Consider the following 19,845-nt stretch of genomic DNA (forward strand, 5'->3'; position numbering starts at 1 on the left):
TACCTAGTCCATATTTCTTTTGGCAAACTGATTAGCAAAACCTTTTATCACTTCCACGTTAACTCAATAATTTTAAACCAACCGTACTAGCTAATATGACTGCAATACAAATTATTCTTTTGATATCGGTAGACTCTTTATAAAAAACCATACCCAATATCGCTCCGCCCACTGCACCAATACCTGTCCAAACCGCATACGCTGTACTCATAGGTAATTGAGTCATTGCCGTAGATAAAGCTAAGAAACTCAAACTAAAGAAGCCTATCAATCCCATGACAGCGGATTTTTTCCGTGTATGCGTATAAGCATTTAAAAAAGTAATACCTAACATTTCAAAAATACCTGCAATGATTAATAATATCCAAGCCATTATGCTTCTCCCCCTTTATCTGGTGTGACTAATTTCAAACAAATCACACCTAAAAGTAATGTTAAAATTAAAATGATTTTTCCAAAATTAACTTCCTGACCGAAGAAAGCAAAATCAAATAGAGTAACACCTGTTGTTCCTAGACCAACAAATACTGCATAAGATGTACCCACTGGTAACATTTTGGATGCATCTATAAGCAAATAAAAACTTAAAAATATAGCTATAATTGTTAACATCCATTCGAGACCTGTCGTTGCATGTGTTAACCCTACGACCCAACCAACTTCAAAGATTGATGCGATAATAATTTTTATCCAATTCATTTATATTCCCCCTGTTAAAATAAAAAAAGCCCGAGAGATAGTCATCACTACTATCTCCCAGGCTTTTATCCTTCCGTGTCACATTTAACATGTGGCTTCCTCTCGGACCAGGCCAACATTAAGTGTTGCGGAACCCTAGAAAGCTTTTATTTAATTCTCTGTATCATATCAATTTATCTTATAGACATCAAGCATAGCATTTTATTTTCACTCAATTTAAAATCATTATCATTTAAAAACGCTTACAAGAAACGCCTCGGTGTCTTTTTACATTTTTATTTTAAAAAGTTTTAATTATTTAAGTCATTCCCCTCTACATTTTATAGTATTTCATGTATACTGAATATCAGATTAGAACAATTATAATCTGAATGATTAATCAATGAAATGAATTCTCAATTAAAACAATCCGATTATTGGATTGAAATATAAAAAAAGTGAGGGATGACTATGCAATTATTAAATTACAAAATGCACAATGATGAACTCATCGCTACAGTGTTATCCGACAAGAAGCAAGTGTTCAAATACACATTTGATGTAAACACGCCGGAATACGAAATTTTAGACGTACTTGAAGAAATTAACGAATATGTAGACAATGGTCACCATCCATTAGGTTGTTCATTACTAAAAAATTACACATATGCGGATGTGAGCCACAATAGTTTATAATATTAATCACATACCAAAAAGATGAGTATACTGTTAACTTTAAAACAGCGTACTCATCTTTTATTTTTGCTTATATATGCTTCAAGAAAAACACTACCTATAATTGAACTGTGCATGGTATATTGAGTTAGTTCACATCATTTACCGGGTAAATACATAATAAAGATATTCAAACGTGATAAATATAGTTTAGGGGGGACGCAATATGTTCTATGGTTCAATATTACTCATAATCCTTGGTATTGTACTACTCGTTTTAAATAAACGCCTTTCAAAAAAAGGTGATACAAGTAAAAAACAAAGTTTGGTCAGTTTCGGTGTGATGTCATTGGTTTTTGGCCTCTTTGGTCTAATAGGTGTTATTATTATGGCAATGACCTAATTTACATGAAAAAAAGAGATAGATTCCCTATAAGGAATCTATCTCTTTTTAAATTTCTACACTCTTACATATCGAATAAATCATTAAATGATTCAACCATCGTTGGATGTGTATAGATATTATCTTTCAATACCTTATAATTTAATTTCTGATCTATTGCTAATTTTATTAGATTGATAATTTCTTCTGCTTCTAAGCCGTATAATGTTGCTCCAAGTATTGTTTCCGTATCTTTATTCACTACTACTTTAAACAAGCCTCTTGGATCATTATTCACTTTATGTCTAGGGATAGCGTTAACTGGTAGTGCGTTTTCTATTACATTATAGCCTTGATTTTCAGCTTCTTTACCAGTCAAACCTACACGTGCCATTGGTGGATCAATAAATACTGTATAAGGTACAGCGCCTCTATTTTCAGTAGAACGCACTCCTGTTCCAAAGAGTTGGTCTTTTACAATTCTAAAGTCATCTAAAGAAATATATGTGAATTGCATGCCACCTTTAACATCACCGATTGCATAAACATGTGGCGCATCCGTTTGGAGGTATTCATTGACCTTAATCTCTCCATGCTCACCTAGTGTTACATCTGTATTGTCTAAATCTAAATCCACATTAGGCTTACGACCAGTCGCTAATAGAACTGCATCCGCTTCATAATCTCCATTAGACGTATGCACAATAGTTCCAGAGTCAGTATCTTCAAAGCCCTCTGTATTCACATTGTATATGATATTTACACCTTTGTTAGCTAAATCTTTTTTAACTTCTGTAACAATGTCCTTATCTTCTTTAGTCATAATATCATTGCCACGTTCAAGTACGGTCACTTGTGTGCCAAAGTTAGCAAACATAGAAGCAAATTCTAAAGCAATATATCCACCACCAATGATGACTAATTGTTTAGGTTGAAAATCCAAACTCATTATCCCAGCTGAATCGTATAAATGTTGAGAACTTTCAACACCTGTGATTGGCGGAATCACTGACATTGCACCCGTATTAATAACGACATCTTCCGCATGCAATGTTTCCACTATCTCATCATTGTCATTTAATAAGTTCACTTCATTGTTAGATTTGAATTTCGCAGTATAATCCAACACTTCAATATTGTTATCATCTGCAAGATTATGATAATTTTTATTGTTTAATGCATCTACTACATCTTTTTTTCTAGAAAATGCTTTATTAAAATCATTATGAGTTAGACCTTCGTGAACAAGCGTTTTTGAAGGGATACAGCCAACATTGATACAAGTCCCACCATACATCGCTTTAGATTTTTCTACTACTGCTACTTTTTTACCTTGTGCTGAAGCAAACTTCGCTAATGTTTTACCACCTTTACCAAATCCTATAATCACTACATCAAATTGTCTCATGAATATCCTCCTTCAATACATCGTCTAATACATCAGTAATCTTGACGCTTTTATAATAATTAATTAATATATCATTTTCTTTTTGCTGAAACTTAGACATCGTGGTTCCTATTTCCCTGGAAATCTCACAATCGCTACCTTCATCACCTGTAAATATTCGTCCATCTGACCTTTCTTCATTAAATAATTCAAATAAGTCTGCCAGATTAACATCAGCGGTCACTTCATTAGCTTGATAACCACCATATTTCCCTCTACTAGCATCTAGGTAATGTTGATCATTTAACTTTCTTGTTACCCTGCGTAATTGCACTGGGTTAATACATATTCGTTCTGATAATGACCCACTACTATAACGCGCATCTGGATGCTTAACTAGAAATGTTAGCAGATGTACTGCTATATTAAACTCTAAATTCATTTACATCACCTTTAATCGTAACTTTTATAATTACATTAAAACATGTCTTGAAATTTCTCGAAAGTTTTTTGCTTATATTATTTACATTCCCTAATTACAGTGATAGGTATCAGCAAAGTTATTATTTTGCATTACTGAATATATTTAATATACTTATGTGCAAGACAAGATAAACAATAGAGGAGATGGCGAAATGATTAAAAAACTAGATGAAGTTATGATATACGTATATAATCACGATAAAGCAATTCAATTTTGGACAGAAAACTTAGACTTTGTAGTAGTAGCCGATGACGAAGAAATGGGTATGCGCGTAGTAAAACTGCTTCCAGAAGACGATGCTCAAACTGCTATTGTATTGCAGGACAAAGCGAAAGTTGACGAAATGGACATGGGTGTCAGTACAACTACACCATCACTGATTTTCGCAACAACACAATTCGACGATTTATATAATCGTTTGAAATCTAATCAAAATACAGTTGGAGATATTATGGATTTACCTATGGGTAGAGTGTTTAATTTTGCAGATGCAGAAAATAATTATTTCGCAGTTAAAGAAATATAATATTTCAGTATTGTAACTAAATTTGCCCCACGGCCTATGTCATAAATACATGTCCCGCCCTAAATTGTTAAAAGGTGCAGCATGCTTAAATTTTGTATCTCTTGCCCTAAACAATTGTAAAGGTCTGTTAAGTCGTAAGTAATGTATTTGTAATCAACACATAACCTGTATAACTTATTAAATTTGTTATACTTTTATAACCACTAAATATGTAATACAGGAGACAATTATGAAAAGAATTTTCCACTTATATTTATACTATTTTATTATGTTAGCTATCGTTGCCGCTGTTTTACTGTCTTTATATTTTTTATATGTGTGGAAAAACGACCAGCCACAAAATCAAGACTATTATAAGAATTTTGAAGAATTGAAAGCCGACACAAAAGAAGATCGTGATTGGCAAATCAATTCAAAAACGACAAATAACAAAGATATATTAGTTACTGCTATTCATGGTGGCGGTATTGAACCCGGCACTTCTGAATTGGCAAAAATCATTTCTAAAAAAGGTAACTTTAATCTATATAGTTTTGAAGGTTTATTAAAATCAAACAATACTAAATTGCATATTACTTCGACTCGTTTCGATGACCCCAAATTAAAAGACATGACGAGTAGATCAGATGAAACGGTGTCCATACACGGCATTCGAGAAGATAAAAAAGTTGTCTACATTGGTGGTAAAGATAAGGATATGGCCAAATCTATACGTAAGGAATTAGAAAAAGAGGATTTTAATGTTGAAAATAGTCCTAATTACGTAAATGGTGATTCTAGCCAAAATATCATTAATAAAAATGATACAGGATCAGGTGTTCAACTTGAGATTTCAACGGGATACCGCAAATCATTTTTTGAGGATGATGACCTTGGTCGCTCCACGAGAGAAAATCCAAATGATTACAGACAATCCATCCACGATTTTGCTGAAGCTGTTACAAAAGGTGTAAAAGAACAAACAACAAAAGACTAATAATAAAAAATCCAGAAGCCTACTTGATGAGCGTAGCTTTCTGGATTTTTCATTTTTTAAAATTCATTATTAGTAAATATCAAAGTACGTTTCTTTTAAATCTTTTTCATTAGGCTGGTTTAATAATTCTACTACTAAACTAAAATCATTAATAATATGACTAATCCTTTTGAAAATAGGTTCCATATCAACTGTTGTTTGTGATTTTAAACCTAAACAAAAAACAAGTTGAACATCTTTGTCCCCCCATTGAATAGGTTTGTCTAATTTAACTATATAAATAAAAGATTTTTTAGCAGAAGGTGTAACAGGATGAGGAACAGCGATAAGGTTACCATAAGCCGTAGTAGCTACTTCTTCTCGTTCTTTAACTTTTTCAAAAAAGTCTGATTTTATATAATGTAATGCTTTTAAATCACATTCAATTTTTGATAGTAATTCATCTTTACTTTCAACATTACTTTTAATAGCAAAAAGTTCGATTAACTTTTCTTTTTGGTCTACATTGTAGTTATCTATAAATTTTTTCAAGTTTAAAATATCCACATCAGTTAAAATGGTATTCACATAAATGACGGGCACAGAGAAATCTTTTTCCAGAGGGATTGTTGATATTATTAAATCTGTTCCCTGTAATTTATGTTCACTTAACTCATACAATTGTAATGAATTGGTTGTTGTGATTTCGTCACTAAAGTTTTCAATCAATTTGTATTTTATTAGCTGTGAACTAGCCAAACCAGATGCACAAACAATGGTTGTATTGATTTTGTTATCCAAATTATTAGGTTTCTTCAAAGCCAATTCAAAATGCAAAGCTAGGTAGCCAATTTCACTTTCAGAAATTCTTATTTTGTATACTTCTTCGATTACTTTACTTCCTACTAAAGCGATATCAAATGAAAATGGATAGTTCTTTTTAATTTCTGCTAATAATGGATTTCTGATATTCATTTTATATTTATATCTCGTAATAGAAGTAGATAAATGTAAACTTAGATTATTTCTCAATTCTTCTTCATCCGCTAAATCTATGTGAAATACTTGTTTTATTCTTCTTAAAATATGCTCTATCAACATATTTAGTTCTTTATTTTCATGAATATTAGCTTTTTCAGAAATAAGCCCTGATGTTAATATATGTGCCCAAATATATTGTTTTTCTTTAGTAGGTAATTGGATATTAAAATTGCATTCTATCATTTCTACTAACTGCTTAAAAAATTGATTAACATCATCACTCGTTTTCTTATAGCCATTAAATATATTACTTTCATCTTTAATAATGAGTTTATGCTCAACCCTAAATAGTGCTATATATATGTGAACAACCAAATTTTCTAATTTTACATCAGGTATTGTAATGTTAAATCGATTGATTATTCCGACAATTTTATTTTTAAGTAAATTTATTTCTTCGCTATCAAAAAACTCATCCATAGATAACGGATCTAATAAAAATTCGGCAATTGCATATCTTTTCTGAAATTCATGTCCATCTATTTTCAATCCATGATATGGGCTTGTTATCAGATTCAAATCATGTTTTTCTAACTGTCCTCGTATCATTTTCAAGTCTTTTTTAATAGTTGTATCACTTACAAACATTCGCTCACTTAAATCATCAATCTTTACATAGTTATCCAATATAAGTAATTGGCTAAATATATATCTAACCCTACTATCTTGATTATTAAAATTGAGAAGCTCATCTTTTAAATATTGGTCATTTAGGAATAAATTGAATTTCTCTTTGTTTTTTATTATCAATTTATATCCCACTGATTTTTTAGAAAAAATATAAAATCCAAATTCTTTTTCTGATTCATTTAATTCTTTCAAATCATTTCTAACAGTTCTAGGAGAAACACTCAAACTTTTACCTATAAACTCCCCAGAAATATAGGTGCTTGAATAATTATACATAAGCCGTATAATTTTTAAAGTTCTTTTGTTCATTCCCTCACTCCAATTACCTTACACTTTAGTATTGATTATATATTATAATTCAAACATGTTTTCCTCTGATAATTTTTTAAACCAATACCCACTCTTTTTAATTGTACGTGCTTGTGTATTAATGTCTACAGAAATAAATCCATATCTATTTTTATAGGCATTCATCCAAGACCAATTATCCATAAATGTCCACATATGGTAACCTTTACAATTTGCACCTTCTTTAATCGCTTTATTAAGCCAATACAAATGATCTTTCAAAAATTCAATTCTATAATCATCTTGTATTTGATTGTTTTCTATAAACCTTGCTTCATTTTCCACGCCCATTCCATTTTCAGAAATAAATGAAGTAATATTGCCATAGTTATTTTGTAAGTTTTTCATGATATCATAGATACCTTCGGGATAAATTTCCCAACCTCTATAAGGGTTCATTTTTCTGCCTGGCATTTCATAATTATCAAAATAAAATTCTGGAGTGAAGGGTGAATTAGGGTTAGGCATACTTTCTTTAGCTTTAACACGTCTAGGTAAATAATAATTTACACCTAATAAATCTACTGTATTATGTTTTATGATTTCCAAGTCTTCACTCTTATAAAAAGGCAGTAAATCCTGTGCTTTGATCATTTCTACTAATTCCTCTGGAAAAGTACCTTTTGTAGCAGGATCTAGAAAACTCTTATTAAAGAATAAATCTGCTATTAATGCAGCTTTTTTATCTTCCTTATTTTCACTTCTTGGGTAAGAAGGGGTTAAATTTAAGACTATTCCTATTTCCCCATCATAGTTCTGTTCTTTAAATAACTTAATTGTTTTAGCATTTGCTAATATTGTATTAAAAGCATATTGAAAACCTCTTTTAGCATCATTTATATCAGGGTAATGGAAATTATATAAATAACCTCCTTCAACAGGCACAATTGGCTCGTTAAACGTAAACCATTTTTTTACTCTATCCCCATACAAATCAAAGCATTTTTGTGCATAATCAACATAATTTTCGACGACTTCTCTTGATTCAAAACCGCCCTTGTTTTGTTGTTTCATAGGCATATCAAAGTGATATAAATTAACAAAAGGTTCAATGTCATTAGCTATTAATTCATCAATGACATTATTATAAAATTCAACTGCATTTTCGTTTGTATTTCCCGTATCTTGATTTATCATCCTAGTCCAAGAAATGGATAAACGAAACGAATTGTGCCCTGTTTCTTTCATCAGTTTAATATCCTCTTTATATGTGTTATAAAAATTCGACGTGACATCTGGTCCAACATTATCATAAAATCGATTCGGTTCTTGTTCATACCAATAATCCCATATAGATTGTTCAGTCATAGATTGCGTTCCTTCAGTTTGTGTCGCACTTGCCGCACTGCCCCACCAAAAGTCTTTTGGAAAAGTAATTTTCATAAAAGTTCTCTCCTATCTGTTTGCTTTAATTTCTTGATAAATATCGATGATTTCATTTGCCATATCTTTTATCGTTAGTGCATTCATCAAATGATCTTGTGAATGTATAAGTATTAAATTTAATTGGTAATCTTTGCCTCGTGCTTCTTCTTGCAATAAACTTGTTTGAAAATTATGTGCCTTATTTATTTCTTGTTCTGCTTCTTTCATTTTTTCCTTAGCAGTCTCGAAATCATTTTCTTTCACATATTGAATTGCTTCCATTGCACTTGATCTACCATTGCCAGCTAGCAAGATAATTTGGAATGCTATTTCTGTATTATCCATGATATATTACTCCTCACCCTTTGATTTTTCTTGTTCTTTTCTAAAATAGCCATTGTCCAATACTTTGAAGAATGGTAACCAAATTAAGAACGTAACAATTAAATTAAATAGCTGTAATACTGCACCTTGCCAAGCATTTCCTGTAGCTAAATATCCACTTATAAAAATAGGAGTTGTCCAAGGAACAATGACCCCAGAAGGCTTAGGTACCAATCCTAATCCCATAGAAAAATAAGTTATTATCGTTACTACTACTGGAGCAATAATCCATGGTACAAGTATAATTGGATTCATTATTACTGGTAATCCAAATAATATCGGTTCGTTTACATTGAAAATAGAAGCTGGGGCGCCTAACTTTCCAATTTCTTTGTTTTGCTGACTTCTGGAAACAATAAATATCAATATAATGACTACCATTGTGCCACCAGTACCGCCCATGCCTACTAAGAACGTATCTATAAATTGTTTGGTAATAATATTAGGCAACTCTTGATTTGCTTTAAATGCCTCTAAATTTTCGTTATTCAAAGAATACCAAATTGGGTCAAATACTGTATTTACAATAATTTGGCCATGTAATCCGAAAAACCAAAATATTTGTATTAGAAGTACTGCAATAATTGTAGCCGTCAATCCACTACCTAATTCTGTTAATGGTTGTTGCAAGATCGTATAAATAAAGTTTTGTAATGTATCGAAAGGCGTAAAAGAAATTAATATTCTAACAATTAATATCACCGAAAGTGTTACCGAAATAGGAATTAAAGCACTAAATGATTTTGCCACTTGAGTTGGTACACCATTAGGCATTTTAATTGTTATCTCTTTCCGACATAGATAACTGTAAATTTCACACGAAATAATAGATACAAAAATACCTAAGAACATACCTTTTGCTCCTAAAATCTCAACCGGTATGACGCCTTCCGTTTTTTCAAAAACTTGAGGTGTTAAAATCAAAACACTACTTAATGCTGTTACAGCACCATAAATACCTTCAAATCCATTTTTCTCTGTCAGCTTATAACCAATACCTATAATTACATATAGCCCCATTATCGAGAGCGTGGACTCTGAAGCTGGTCCAACCATAGCTTGCCAAGCCGAAAATTGTGATTCAGATAATATTTTGTCTAAAAATGGAAAATTGGCTATTACAATAAAAATCGAACCAAAAATAATTAAAGGTAAAGCAACCATAAATCCATCTCTTAAACTCGAAAGATACTTATTGTTATTCAAGTTATCTGCAATTGGCAATAATATATCTTCCAGTTTTTCCATAAATTTATTTTCCATATGGTTTCACTACTTTCCTATTAAATTTAGTGATTGCTTTAATACGCCATCACCATCAATACGCCCATATGCAACAGTATCAATAATATCAATAGGAATTTCGATATCGTTTTCTTTAGCGTATTTTTCAAATTTTCGCTTCATGAATCTCATTTGCGGACCAATTAATAACACGTCATAGTTATCTAATTTTGAAAAAGCATTATCACTTGATACTGCTTCAATGTTAACTTCAATATCAGCACTTTCTGCTGCCTCTTTCATCTTGGTAACTAATAAACTTGTAGACATCCCTGCGGAACATGATAATAAAATATTCTTCATATAAATCATCCCTTCTGTTTGTTTATCAAACTATACTATGTATGCGCTTACACATTAATGGACATTTTTTCCTTTACTATAGGAAAATGAGTTTAATCGGAGTATGAAGATAATATTATCTCGCTATTTATCTAACTTTAAAGAATAAAAGTATTATAAAAAACGCCTTACTATCTATGATAGTAAGGCGTTTAAAAATTTAAGTTTTTCATTATTTTATTTTTTTCAAAAGAAAGGATGCTAAAGCACTGATAATTGTCACCCAAAATAAGATACCACATACGATAGCGTTGCTCCCGCTTATTGTGATTCCCGCATTAAAATTTCCGTTAGGATCACTTTCTATGTAAAAATTAATCCCAAATACAAATACCAAGGTAATAAAAGATAATATACCAACTACATCAAACAATAATTTAACATAAGGATACTTAATATTTTTAGCTATCATGTGACCACTCCTTCTTTAATTATTAAAAACATTTGACTGCTTCTAAAACAAAGAGTAACTAAGAGATTATTCTTTATAATAACTATAGGCACACTTTGTATACATAGAACCTCATATAACTGTCATTTTAGCATTTCTGCAGTCTACAACATTTAGATAGTTGTACTTTAAATCAAAAAAGAGGTTACTCAAACAATAAAGGTGTAGTACAATAGAGTTAATTAATTATATATGATGTTAGTAGCTATAAAAATATAAATTAACGAAAATATTTTTAATAAGTATTGCAAACTTTAAATTAGAGGAGACTGTAATGGAAAAGAAAAAGAAAAACGGTTGTTTTGGTTGCCTAGGGTGCTTAGGACTCATCATTCTATTGATACTACTCATTAGTGGATGTAGTGCACTATTTGATTCAAATGATAATAACGAAAACAAGAAAAATGACGAACCAAAAAGTTCTACAAAGAATGAAAAGTCTAAGAATAATGATACTGAGAAAGATAAAAAACCTAAAAACAATGACGTGAACACTTCAAATGAAACTGATGATACTTCAAATCAAAACAATTCTAATCAAGAACAAACTACTTATGAAGAAACAAACGATACAGAAGATACAACTTCAGAATATAATCAAGATGAATCTACAAACACTGATAACTCTAATTATAATACAGACCAAAACCAGTCATCTAACAATAGTGGTCAAAGTAATGAAATAAACAGTGCCTCTCAAAATGATGAAACTAATTCAAAATCAAATACCACGTCACCTTCAACCGAGGTAACTGAAAGTAACAACAACTCTAGTTCTTCAGACATCGATGTAGCTAAGCCTGGAGAAATAACATCTGATATGCCGGGTTATGACCCATCAAAAGATAGAGATAAAGATGGCATAATTAATGAAAAATAAATAAAAACGCTCTATAGTATTTGTTACTATAGAGCGTTTTATTTAAATGTATATGTTCGCATGAACGTTACATGCCTATTTTATTTTTAAAATTTGTCCTGTTTTAATGCTATTTGAGTCTAGATTATTATCAGATTTGATTTTACTTACTGTTGTATCTTGTTTCTTAGCGATACTATACAATGTATCACCTTTTTCAACAGTATATGTTTTAACTAAGTAGAGTGTTTGCCCTTTACTGATATTATTCGTTTCAAGATTATTCCATTTTTTGAGATCTTCAATACTCACTTTGCTTCTTTTAGAAATATTATATAGAGTGTCACCTTCGACTACTTTATGTGTATCACCTGAAATACTGTCATCGTTACTATCAGGGTCCGTCAATTTCAATGTTTGACCGATGGATAATGTATTATCGTTTAAGTCATTCCATTTTTTAATATTATCAATTGTTACGCCACTTCTCTTAGATATACTATACAATGTATCGCCTTTAACTACTTTATAAGTAGAACCTGTAATGGCATCGTCATCTTCGCCACCTAATTCTTTATAGTGTTTCTGAACTAAACTATAAAATTGATTCATGTTATAGCCCCATTGGTTAAAATAACCTACAGGATCAGTATGGTTTGTCCCACCCCAATATTGACTAACTGCATTATGACTAATAATTGTTCCAGTTCCTTGATTGTTATCTGCAAGTGAAGGTTGTAGTCCGTTTTGTTTTAGCATTTTAGCAGTTAAATAAGCTTGGTTGTTCACAGATTTAGCAAAACCATCAAACGTGTTAGATCTTGTTAATTCTATTTGATAAAAATATGGGTTAGCATTCGCTCCGGCGCCCCATGCTAAATAGTCGCTTGGTGCCGTTTGTATAATTTTGTCACTACCTGCGTATGCGTGAACAAAGGCATTATTGTAGTTATTATACATGTAATTTACTTCACCATCGATTGTACTATTAGGGTTTGCAGTTTCGTGAATAACGACACCGATGAATTTCCCTGATTTATAATTATATTTTGGTAAATTATTCATACGAGAATCTTGCACTATTTCTGCAGGTTGTATGTTGTTATTGTCTATGTATGTATTAACGTCTTGGTACGCTCTATTTGCAAATGTACTCATTTCTACTGAATTATGTTCTGCAACTTTATCATGTAGCTTCAAATCCCCTGGTGTTAACTGATCTTTCAAAGCCTGTGGACTCATTTTTTGTGCTTTTTCAAAATCTATTGCCTTACTTGTATTTTCATTTTTAGTTTCTTCTGTATTCTTATTAGCATTATCTTCTTGTGCGGTTGCAACTGTACTACTTAACAATAAACTCGTTGCTAATACTAATGACAAACTAATCCTGTACTTCATAAAAAACATCTCCCATTTCAAATTTTTAAAAACACGACACTATATAAACATCCATTCCTTGCACAACACCTTATTGTCTCATCTTATAATATTATAAGATTATTTACAAAACATAGTTTTATTTTATGCTATTATTTTAAATATTTTTATATAAGCATAATCATTATTTTGAATTTTGCACAAAAAAGCTACTACCTCAAAAGGCAGTAGCTCATATTCAAATATCCATAACCACACTAGATAAAATAGCAACCAATGCGACTACAAGTACCAATACTAAAAGTGAATCAATTCGTTTTTGGTTACGTTCATTCATAGGTTTTCTAAATTCTTTTAATGCGAAAAATCCTGTAATTAATACAATGACTAAACACAATAAATGAAATACCAACGCTAATACTTCCATTATCATCACTCCAAACTTGAAATAATTAAGTTTGTTGCTTTAAATCTTCTTTTATTTAGGCTTTTCATGTACAAAGCCTTCCCGATTAGATATGTTACGATTTATATTTCACAGTTACAAAAAACAAAGATTAATTTATATTCTTTTTATTCAATTACCCCTTTTTCGACGATTAGAAACAAATATCAATCGTTCATCTAGCATATGTAATAATATTTTTATAAAGTATGCCTTTTCTTTTACCTTCTCAAAACAATTATTTCTATTTTAGAATACAAGCAACATATAAAGTTAATTAATAATCATTCCTATAAAATTGATTTGAGTGTATAATTAACTTATAAGTATCATATTTCTATCAAGTGTATTTTTGTTCTATTGTATAAAATAAGGAGTTTACCAACCTATATTTAGGTAGCTCACAATTTTTTAGGAGATGGTTAAATGAAAGAGTTCACTCAAAAGATAGAAGATCTTCAAAAAAGAGTTTCTAATTTAAAAGATAATATTAAAACTGAAGAAGCTACTAAGAACGCTTTAATTTTACCCTTTTTTCAGTTACTAGGTTATGATGTTTTTAATCCAATGGAATTCACACCTGAATTTATAGCTGATGTCGGTATTAAAAAAGGCGAAAAAGTTGATTATGCAATTATAACTGATGACTCTCCCTCTATATTAATAGAATGCAAATCTATTAATGAAAAATTGAATAACCATGATTCGCAGTTATTCAGATATTTCGGTACTAGTACTTCTAAATTCGGAATTTTAACAAATGGGATTGAATATAGGTTTTACACTGATTTAGAAATCCCAAATAAAATGGATACCAAGCCTTTTTTAGTAGTAAATATTGAAAAATTGAAAGAAAATAGTATTAAAGAACTATTTAAATTTAAGAAGGAAAATTTTGATATTGATAATATCTCAAGTTCTGCTTATGAGCTTAAATATATGAATTTAATTAAATCATTTTTCGAAAAACAATTAGAAGAACCTAAAGAGGATTTTGTTAAATATTTATTAACTGAAGTGTATGAAGGTGTTAAAACAAAAACAATTATTGATAAGTTTACTCCAACTGTAAAAAATACTTTGAATATATTTATCAATGAAAAAGTAACTGATCGCTTAAATGCAGCATTAAATTCTAGTTCTTCTAATAAAATTACAATTGAAGAAAACGAAGAAGAAGAAATCAAACCTATTAAAAAAGATGATATTATAACAACACAAGAAGAGCTCGAATCATATTCAATGACTAAAGTAATTGCTTCAGAAATTACAGACGCTGAGCGTATTTTTTTTAGAGATAATAGAAGTTACTTCAATATACTGTTAGATAATAATATAAGAAAATGGATTATGAGAATTTATATAACTAACACTAAATCAGAATTTGTTTTAAATGATGATGATAAAACAATTATAAAATTTGATAAACCTTTAGATATTCTAAAGTACAAAGAATCCATTGTAAAAGTTGTTGAAAAATTCTTATAGAATTACTTAAAATTCAATATAAAACCACAAAAATAACCCCGTAAGCCTAAGCTTACGGGGTTTTCAGATACAATATCTATTATTGTTCTTCTTTAACATATGGTAATAATGCCATATGACGAGAACGTTTAATAGCTAATGTCAACATACGTTGATATTTAGCTGAAGTACCTGTTACACGACGTGGTAAAATTTTACCGCGTTCTGAGATAAAACGTTTTAATAAGTCTGTGTCTTTATAGTCGATGTGTGTAATTCCGTTTGCTGTGAAATAACAAACTTTTTTACGACGACGTCCGCCTCTTCTTGGTCCACCTGCCATGGTAACTGCCTCCCTTTTTATGATATTTTCTTATTTATATACGCTATATAATTAGAATGGTAAGTCATCATCACTAATATCAATTGGTCCGTTTGCATTTGCAAATGGATTATCCGATTGGTTATTGTTGTTTGATGAATTGTTGTTATTATTATTATTGTTGTTTTGGTTTTGGTTATTGTTTTGATAAGATGACGTATTTTGACCTGATTGTTGTCCGCCAAAGTTTTGGAAATTGTTATTTCCTTCTTGGGCATGACGTTGATTTTGATTTTTAGGTTCAAGGAATTGAACACTATCACAAACCACTTCAGTTACAAAAATACGACGTCCTTCTTGGTTTTCGTAGCTACGTGATTGAATGCGACCGTCAACGCCAGCTAAACTACCTTTGAATAAGTAGTTATTCACATTATCTGCTTGTTTTCTAAAAACAACACAGTTAATGAAATCTGCTTCGCGTTCCCCTTGCGCATTTGTAAACGTACGGTTTACTGCTAGAGTAAAAGTCGCAACACTCACGCCTGAGGGTGTTGTTCTATATTCTGGATCTTTCGTTAAACGACCGACTAAAACAACTCTATTTATCATTTAAACGAACCCCCAATTATTATTTTTTAGTCTTATCTTCGTCTGCACGAATTACGATATAACGGATGATATCATCGTTGATTTTAGCTAAACGTTGGAATTCATCAGTAGCTTCATTGTCTTCAGCTTGGATACGTACTAAGTTGTAATAACCTTCACTGAAATCATTAATTTCATAAGCTAAACGACGTTTACCCCAATCTTTAACTTCTAAAGCCTCTGATCCGTTAGAAGATAAAATACCGTTGAAACGTTCAACAACAGCTTTTTTAGCATCTTCTTCAATGTTCGGACGAACGATGTACATAACTTCATATGTTCTCATTTATAATTGCACCTCCTTGTGGTCTATGCGGCTCATCATCATATGTGATAAGCAAGGAATAATTTTCATTACTCACAATCAAGAATTATAGCACAGCGCATTACATTTTACAATGGTTATTACACTGCTATAATCTAAAATTTATCAAAATGTTTCATATGAAACATGCTGTACAGTCACAATAAAATGCCTTTCAAAAGTTTCTTGCAAAACGCTTTATGCTGACTTTCATTTTTTAAATTCTAAATAAAATTAATCTTAATAAAAAATTGATTCCATAAAATATATGGTTGCTAAATCTTTTTAATTCTAATAGCATACAATCTGAGTTCGTTTTTTATAATTATAACCTTATTTAGCACCTAGCATTTTCAAAATATTAATTACATACAAAGGAGCATATTATGGTTTCAGTAATCAAAAAAGGTTTAGTCACTGCAAGTGTATTATTTGCATCAACGTTAGCAATGAACGCAGCACACGCCGCTGGAGATACATCAAACCAAAAAGGAACGATGGGGTATGGCTATCAACAATACATTGAAAAACACCCTGAAAAATCATCCAAACAAAGTTCAAATGAGGTACAGTCTGAAGCAAGCACAACACAATCTGGCGAACGTGTTCTAGATATTTCAGAATGGCAAGGTGACTTAACAGAACAAGAAGTTATAGACCTTAAAGCTAATTACGACTTCATCATTATTCGTGCTCAATATGGTTCTGAAAAAGTGGATGCATCATTAGAACACAATTCAGCTTTATTAGACAAACACGATTTGGACTTTGGCGTATATTCTTATAGTATGTATGAAAATCCTGAAGATGCACGCTACGAAGCGCAAACGTTATACAACCGTGCACCTAAAGCTAGCTTTTACATCAATGACTTTGAACAAGATACAGTCACTTCGGGTACTACAGAAGAAAGTACATCTGCATGGTATGATGAAATGAAAAGTTTAGCTGGCAACAAGAAAGTATTATTCTATTCATATGAAAATTTCATGAAGGAACATGCTTCAGAATCTGTCGGTGAATATGATGGTTATTGGATTGCCAATTACAATCCTGATCAACCCGCTAGTGAACACGTTTTATGGCAATATACTGATAGTTACGCATCACCAGAATTAGACCAAAATGTCGATGCAAACTATACTGGCCCAGGTGTCGATACATCATGGTTTACATCTTAAATTCATATACTTTCAAAATATATGAGGATCATTTAAATAACGTCAACGATTTGGGCCGCGACTCCTGGCTCTTTAATAAAGCACTAGTCGAAGATTACAGGTTGAGGCTGTGCCCGTGGAAATAATGCACAAATAAATGACAACAAAGGCAAAGAATTTGTTGGCACTCAAGGACAATCTCTATTACAGGGATTGTCTTTTTTAAAATGTTAACATCGTATGCCATAATTTTATGGTAAGAAAAAAGGCCAAACAACACGATTGGTTGTCCGGCCTCTTATATATTTATATTCAACGTTATAAGTCGTTAAATATAAATGTATTTTGATTGGGTGTTAAAGAATCATAATCTTTAATTAGGGTACTTCTAGGTAATTTTATACTGGTAAGATGCTTGATACTAAGTCTAATACTGTTTGTAATAATTCGCCTAACATAGTAACGCCTCCTAATTCTAAACATCGAATGTTGTTATTCTAACTGTTTAATTTAAGTGACACTTAAAATATAAATGTTACACAAAATACCTCGTATTATTTAAGTAATGCTTTAAAAATTAGTTCGACAATATTTTCTATCATAATCGAGCCCCTCCCATCACATAAACCTACTCACTGTATTTTTACTATTCAACTTGATCAAGGATTAATCCAAGAATTTGTTCAACTAGATCTGCTAACATATGATGCACCCCCTTGAAGTGTCTAAATACAGACTAACATAAAATAATTTTCAATAAAATCATTTTGTGGAGGAAAATAATATTTTTACTAAAAGTTAACTTTAATTTTACATAACATAATTATTTAATGCACAACTGAATTGATTGCATTTATATTTACTGAATAGTCCATCGCCCCGTTCTTTATTTTACATTTATACAATTGTGTAAAATTCTACATAAATACACATTGTAGTTTTAGCTAAAATAAAAAAGCCTTCTCATCACTATTCTGTAATGAGAAGGCTCCGTGCTTATCTTACACGTTAAATCTAAAGTGTACGACGTCGCCATCTTTCATAATATATTCTTTACCTTCTAAACGCTGTTTCCCAGCATCTTTGGCACCATTTTCACCATTGAATTCAACGTAATCATCGTAGCTTGTTACTTCGGCACGGATAAAACCACGCTCAAAGTCTGTATGAATAATACCCGCACACTGTGGCGCTGTCATACCAGAGATGAACGTCCATGCACGTACTTCTTGAACACCTGCAGTAAAGTAAGTTGCTAAACCAAGTAAGTCGTATGTTGTACGAATTAAACGATCTAAACCAGGCTCTTCAATACCTAAGTCTTCTAAGAACATTTCTCTATCTTCATCTTCAAGCGTTGCAATTTCTTCTTCGATCTTAGCGCTAATTACGATAACTTCTGAATCTTCTTTGCTCGCATACTCACGAATTAATTTAACTTTTTCATTATCTTCATCGCCAATTTCATCTTCGCCCACGTTTGCAATATATAACATTTCTTTAGAAGTTAATAACTGTGCTTGATTCACAAATTTTTGATCGTCGTCATTAAATTCAAGGCTACGAACAGGATTTCCTTCTTCTAATGCTTCCTTAATTCTTGCTAAAATGCGTGCTTCATTCACTGCATCTTTATCTTTTTGTTTCGCCATTTTTTCGGCTTTTGGCAAACGTTTTTCAACAGATTCTAAATCTGCCAATACTAATTCCATATTAATTACTTCGATATCATCAACTGGGTCTACGCGTCCTGAAACGTGTGTCACATTATCATCGTCAAATGCACGTACCACTTGGCAAATTGCATCTACTTCTCGAATATGTGATAAGAATTTATTACCAAGTCCTTCACCTTTAGAAGCCCCTTTAACGATTCCAGCGATATCTGTGAATTCAAATGTTGTTGGAATTGTTTTCTTTGGTTGTACCATTTCTGTTAATTTATCTAATCTGCTGTCTGGTACTTCTACGATACCTACGTTAGGATCGATTGTCGCGAAAGGATAATTCGCTGCCAGTGCACCTGCTTTTGTGATTGCATTGAAAAGTGTAGACTTACCTACGTTGGGCAAACCAACTATACCTGCTGTTAAAGCCATTATTCATTCTCCTTATTTTCAGTATCTTGATGAGACACTAAGATTTTTTTTAGTTTTTTATTAAAAGTTTGTCTTGGGATCATAATACTTCTTTGACAGTTTTCACATTTTATTCGGATGTCTGCACCTACACGAATGATTTTAAAACAATTCGTGCCACATGCATGTTGTTTTTTCATCTCTACAATATCATTTAAACCGTAATTTGATGTCATTCTGTCACACCTCC

General features: G+C 31.3%; 24 protein-coding genes and 1 riboswitch. Of the genes, 7 read left to right on the plus strand and 17 right to left on the minus strand.

Features of this window, described 5'->3' with window-relative positions:
* Window positions 1–58: 58 nt before the first annotated feature.
* Together AAA453_RS00390 and AAA453_RS00395 are read right to left on the minus strand one after the other, a co-directional pair.
* Window positions 59–373 (minus strand): DMT family transporter, encoded by a 315-nt coding sequence (locus AAA453_RS00390; protein WP_069816660.1) that lies wholly within the window; start codon window positions 371–373, stop codon window positions 59–61.
* Window positions 373–699: a DMT family transporter gene (locus AAA453_RS00395; RefSeq protein WP_069816658.1), complete on the minus strand. Its 327-nt coding sequence runs from the start codon at window positions 697–699 to the stop codon at window positions 373–375. Before AAA453_RS00395 ends, AAA453_RS00390 begins: the two co-directional genes overlap by 1 nt.
* A 52-nt stretch (window positions 700–751) precedes the next feature.
* Window positions 752–849, minus strand: a riboswitch (guanidine-I (ykkC/yxkD leader).
* Window positions 850–1,149: 300 nt separating this feature from the next.
* Here AAA453_RS00395 and AAA453_RS00400 point away from each other — a divergent pair.
* Together AAA453_RS00400 and AAA453_RS00405 are read left to right on the plus strand one after the other, a co-directional pair.
* Window positions 1,150–1,374, plus strand: coding sequence for a hypothetical protein (locus AAA453_RS00400; RefSeq protein ID WP_069816656.1), 225 nt, complete (start codon window positions 1,150–1,152; stop codon window positions 1,372–1,374).
* A gap of 205 nt (window positions 1,375–1,579) precedes the next feature.
* Window positions 1,580–1,756, plus strand: a complete 177-nt coding sequence (locus AAA453_RS00405) for a hypothetical protein (RefSeq protein WP_176722975.1) — start codon at window positions 1,580–1,582, stop codon at window positions 1,754–1,756.
* Between the two features lie 64 nt (window positions 1,757–1,820).
* Here AAA453_RS00405 and merA read toward each other — a convergent pair whose 3' ends face one another.
* Both merA and hypR read right to left on the minus strand, forming a co-directional pair.
* A complete protein-coding gene (gene merA, locus AAA453_RS00410; RefSeq protein WP_069816655.1) occupies window positions 1,821–3,143 on the minus strand; it encodes a hypothiocyanous acid reductase MerA in 1,323 nt (440 codons plus the stop codon).
* Window positions 3,130–3,564 (minus strand): redox-sensitive transcriptional regulator HypR, encoded by a 435-nt coding sequence (gene hypR, locus AAA453_RS00415; protein WP_069816652.1) that lies wholly within the window; start codon window positions 3,562–3,564, stop codon window positions 3,130–3,132. The genes merA and hypR overlap by 14 nt, the downstream gene beginning before the upstream one ends.
* A gap of 193 nt (window positions 3,565–3,757) precedes the next feature.
* On the opposite strand from hypR, the gene AAA453_RS00420 reads away from it, so the two are divergent.
* Both AAA453_RS00420 and AAA453_RS00425 read left to right on the plus strand, forming a co-directional pair.
* Window positions 3,758–4,132, plus strand: a complete 375-nt coding sequence (locus AAA453_RS00420) for a VOC family protein (protein ID WP_069816650.1) — start codon at window positions 3,758–3,760, stop codon at window positions 4,130–4,132.
* Window positions 4,133–4,361: 229 nt separating this feature from the next.
* Window positions 4,362–5,108 (plus strand): poly-gamma-glutamate hydrolase family protein, encoded by a 747-nt coding sequence (locus AAA453_RS00425; protein WP_069816649.1) that lies wholly within the window; start codon window positions 4,362–4,364, stop codon window positions 5,106–5,108.
* A gap of 69 nt (window positions 5,109–5,177) precedes the next feature.
* On the opposite strand, the gene AAA453_RS00430 is transcribed toward AAA453_RS00425, so the two are convergent.
* The 6 genes from AAA453_RS00430 to AAA453_RS00455 form a co-directional block, all read right to left on the minus strand.
* On the minus strand, window positions 5,178–7,067 hold the full coding sequence (locus AAA453_RS00430; RefSeq protein ID WP_427705558.1) for a BglG family transcription antiterminator: 1,890 nt from the start codon (window positions 7,065–7,067) through the stop codon (window positions 5,178–5,180).
* A gap of 42 nt (window positions 7,068–7,109) precedes the next feature.
* A complete protein-coding gene (locus tag AAA453_RS00435) occupies window positions 7,110–8,489 on the minus strand; it encodes a glycoside hydrolase family 1 protein (RefSeq protein ID WP_069816648.1) in 1,380 nt (459 codons plus the stop codon).
* Window positions 8,490–8,501: 12 nt separating this feature from the next.
* Window positions 8,502–8,816, minus strand: a complete 315-nt coding sequence (locus AAA453_RS00440; protein WP_069816647.1) for a PTS lactose/cellobiose transporter subunit IIA — start codon at window positions 8,814–8,816, stop codon at window positions 8,502–8,504.
* A 6-nt stretch (window positions 8,817–8,822) separates the two neighbouring features.
* Window positions 8,823–10,118, minus strand: coding sequence for a PTS cellobiose transporter subunit IIC (gene celB / locus AAA453_RS00445; RefSeq protein WP_069816646.1), 1,296 nt, complete (start codon window positions 10,116–10,118; stop codon window positions 8,823–8,825).
* 9 nt (window positions 10,119–10,127) lie between these two features.
* Entirely contained in the window at window positions 10,128–10,442 is a 315-nt protein-coding gene (locus AAA453_RS00450; RefSeq protein WP_065337227.1) for a PTS sugar transporter subunit IIB, read from the minus strand.
* A 211-nt stretch (window positions 10,443–10,653) separates the two neighbouring features.
* Window positions 10,654–10,893: a hypothetical protein gene (locus AAA453_RS00455; RefSeq protein WP_069816645.1), complete on the minus strand. Its 240-nt coding sequence runs from the start codon at window positions 10,891–10,893 to the stop codon at window positions 10,654–10,656.
* A gap of 313 nt (window positions 10,894–11,206) precedes the next feature.
* Between AAA453_RS00455 and AAA453_RS00460 the strand changes: the two genes are divergently transcribed.
* Window positions 11,207–11,812, plus strand: coding sequence for a hypothetical protein (locus tag AAA453_RS00460; RefSeq protein ID WP_069816644.1), 606 nt, complete (start codon window positions 11,207–11,209; stop codon window positions 11,810–11,812).
* Between the two features lie 75 nt (window positions 11,813–11,887).
* Here the strand turns inward: AAA453_RS00460 and AAA453_RS00465 are convergent, their stop codons facing one another.
* Together AAA453_RS00465 and AAA453_RS00470 are read right to left on the minus strand one after the other, a co-directional pair.
* Window positions 11,888–13,189 (minus strand): peptidoglycan recognition protein family protein, encoded by a 1,302-nt coding sequence (locus AAA453_RS00465; protein ID WP_069816643.1) that lies wholly within the window; start codon window positions 13,187–13,189, stop codon window positions 11,888–11,890.
* 217 nt (window positions 13,190–13,406) lie between these two features.
* Window positions 13,407–13,595, minus strand: coding sequence for a hypothetical protein (locus AAA453_RS00470; protein WP_065337215.1), 189 nt, complete (start codon window positions 13,593–13,595; stop codon window positions 13,407–13,409).
* A gap of 444 nt (window positions 13,596–14,039) precedes the next feature.
* On the opposite strand from AAA453_RS00470, the gene AAA453_RS00475 reads away from it, so the two are divergent.
* The gene (locus AAA453_RS00475) at window positions 14,040–15,101 is read left to right on the plus strand and encodes a type I restriction endonuclease (protein WP_069816642.1); all 1,062 of its coding nucleotides are present in this window, start codon (window positions 14,040–14,042) and stop codon (window positions 15,099–15,101) included.
* 79 nt (window positions 15,102–15,180) lie between these two features.
* On the opposite strand, the gene rpsR is transcribed toward AAA453_RS00475, so the two are convergent.
* From rpsR to rpsF, 3 genes are read right to left on the minus strand one after another with little or no spacing between them, the layout of a single operon-like run.
* The gene (gene rpsR, locus AAA453_RS00480; RefSeq protein ID WP_002506086.1) at window positions 15,181–15,423 is read right to left on the minus strand and encodes a 30S ribosomal protein S18; all 243 of its coding nucleotides are present in this window, start codon (window positions 15,421–15,423) and stop codon (window positions 15,181–15,183) included.
* Between the two features lie 51 nt (window positions 15,424–15,474).
* Window positions 15,475–16,014, minus strand: a complete 540-nt coding sequence (ssb, locus tag AAA453_RS00485; RefSeq protein WP_069816640.1) for a single-stranded DNA-binding protein — start codon at window positions 16,012–16,014, stop codon at window positions 15,475–15,477.
* A gap of 19 nt (window positions 16,015–16,033) precedes the next feature.
* A complete protein-coding gene (gene rpsF / locus AAA453_RS00490; RefSeq protein WP_002511967.1) occupies window positions 16,034–16,339 on the minus strand; it encodes a 30S ribosomal protein S6 in 306 nt (101 codons plus the stop codon).
* A gap of 404 nt (window positions 16,340–16,743) precedes the next feature.
* Between rpsF and AAA453_RS00495 the strand changes: the two genes are divergently transcribed.
* Window positions 16,744–17,538: a GH25 family lysozyme gene (locus AAA453_RS00495; RefSeq protein WP_069816638.1), complete on the plus strand. Its 795-nt coding sequence runs from the start codon at window positions 16,744–16,746 to the stop codon at window positions 17,536–17,538.
* A gap of 980 nt (window positions 17,539–18,518) precedes the next feature.
* On the opposite strand, the gene ychF is transcribed toward AAA453_RS00495, so the two are convergent.
* On the minus strand, window positions 18,519–19,616 hold the full coding sequence (gene ychF / locus AAA453_RS00500; RefSeq protein WP_069816636.1) for a redox-regulated ATPase YchF: 1,098 nt from the start codon (window positions 19,614–19,616) through the stop codon (window positions 18,519–18,521).
* Window positions 19,616–19,831: a DUF951 domain-containing protein gene (locus AAA453_RS00505; RefSeq protein ID WP_002506091.1), complete on the minus strand. Its 216-nt coding sequence runs from the start codon at window positions 19,829–19,831 to the stop codon at window positions 19,616–19,618. The genes ychF and AAA453_RS00505 overlap by 1 nt, the downstream gene beginning before the upstream one ends.
* Window positions 19,832–19,845: the final 14 nt, after the last annotated feature.

The organism is Staphylococcus parequorum (genome assembly GCF_039237145.1).
Classification (GTDB): Bacteria; Bacillota; Bacilli; order Staphylococcales; family Staphylococcaceae; genus Staphylococcus; species Staphylococcus equorum_A.

Excerpts from the sequence above, each read along its gene's own strand:
- AAA453_RS00390 (WP_069816660.1), bottom strand. The coding sequence starts at position 373 with ATGGCTTGGATATTATTAATCATTGCAGGTATTTTTGAAATGTTAGGT.
- AAA453_RS00395 (WP_069816658.1), bottom strand. The coding sequence starts at position 699 with ATGAATTGGATAAAAATTATTATCGCATCAATCTTTGAAGTTGGTTGG.
- AAA453_RS00400 (WP_069816656.1), top strand. The coding sequence starts at position 1,150 with ATGCAATTATTAAATTACAAAATGCACAATGATGAACTCATCGCTACA.
- AAA453_RS00405 (WP_176722975.1), top strand. The coding sequence starts at position 1,580 with ATGTTCTATGGTTCAATATTACTCATAATCCTTGGTATTGTACTACTC.
- merA (WP_069816655.1), bottom strand. The coding sequence starts at position 3,143 with ATGAGACAATTTGATGTAGTGATTATAGGATTTGGTAAAGGTGGTAAA.
- hypR (WP_069816652.1), bottom strand. The coding sequence starts at position 3,564 with ATGAATTTAGAGTTTAATATAGCAGTACATCTGCTAACATTTCTAGTT.
- AAA453_RS00420 (WP_069816650.1), top strand. The coding sequence starts at position 3,758 with ATGATTAAAAAACTAGATGAAGTTATGATATACGTATATAATCACGAT.
- AAA453_RS00425 (WP_069816649.1), top strand. The coding sequence starts at position 4,362 with ATGAAAAGAATTTTCCACTTATATTTATACTATTTTATTATGTTAGCT.
- AAA453_RS00430 (WP_427705558.1), bottom strand. The coding sequence starts at position 7,067 with ATGAACAAAAGAACTTTAAAAATTATACGGCTTATGTATAATTATTCA.
- AAA453_RS00435 (WP_069816648.1), bottom strand. The coding sequence starts at position 8,489 with ATGAAAATTACTTTTCCAAAAGACTTTTGGTGGGGCAGTGCGGCAAGT.
- AAA453_RS00440 (WP_069816647.1), bottom strand. The coding sequence starts at position 8,816 with ATGGATAATACAGAAATAGCATTCCAAATTATCTTGCTAGCTGGCAAT.
- celB (WP_069816646.1), bottom strand. The coding sequence starts at position 10,118 with ATGGAAAATAAATTTATGGAAAAACTGGAAGATATATTATTGCCAATT.
- AAA453_RS00450 (WP_065337227.1), bottom strand. The coding sequence starts at position 10,442 with ATGAAGAATATTTTATTATCATGTTCCGCAGGGATGTCTACAAGTTTA.
- AAA453_RS00455 (WP_069816645.1), bottom strand. The coding sequence starts at position 10,893 with ATGATAGCTAAAAATATTAAGTATCCTTATGTTAAATTATTGTTTGAT.
- AAA453_RS00460 (WP_069816644.1), top strand. The coding sequence starts at position 11,207 with ATGGAAAAGAAAAAGAAAAACGGTTGTTTTGGTTGCCTAGGGTGCTTA.
- AAA453_RS00465 (WP_069816643.1), bottom strand. The coding sequence starts at position 13,189 with ATGAAGTACAGGATTAGTTTGTCATTAGTATTAGCAACGAGTTTATTG.
- AAA453_RS00470 (WP_065337215.1), bottom strand. The coding sequence starts at position 13,595 with ATGGAAGTATTAGCGTTGGTATTTCATTTATTGTGTTTAGTCATTGTA.
- AAA453_RS00475 (WP_069816642.1), top strand. The coding sequence starts at position 14,040 with ATGAAAGAGTTCACTCAAAAGATAGAAGATCTTCAAAAAAGAGTTTCT.
- rpsR (WP_002506086.1), bottom strand. The coding sequence starts at position 15,423 with ATGGCAGGTGGACCAAGAAGAGGCGGACGTCGTCGTAAAAAAGTTTGT.
- ssb (WP_069816640.1), bottom strand. The coding sequence starts at position 16,014 with ATGATAAATAGAGTTGTTTTAGTCGGTCGTTTAACGAAAGATCCAGAA.
- rpsF (WP_002511967.1), bottom strand. The coding sequence starts at position 16,339 with ATGAGAACATATGAAGTTATGTACATCGTTCGTCCGAACATTGAAGAA.
- AAA453_RS00495 (WP_069816638.1), top strand. The coding sequence starts at position 16,744 with ATGGTTTCAGTAATCAAAAAAGGTTTAGTCACTGCAAGTGTATTATTT.
- ychF (WP_069816636.1), bottom strand. The coding sequence starts at position 19,616 with ATGGCTTTAACAGCAGGTATAGTTGGTTTGCCCAACGTAGGTAAGTCT.
- AAA453_RS00505 (WP_002506091.1), bottom strand. The coding sequence starts at position 19,831 with ATGACATCAAATTACGGTTTAAATGATATTGTAGAGATGAAAAAACAA.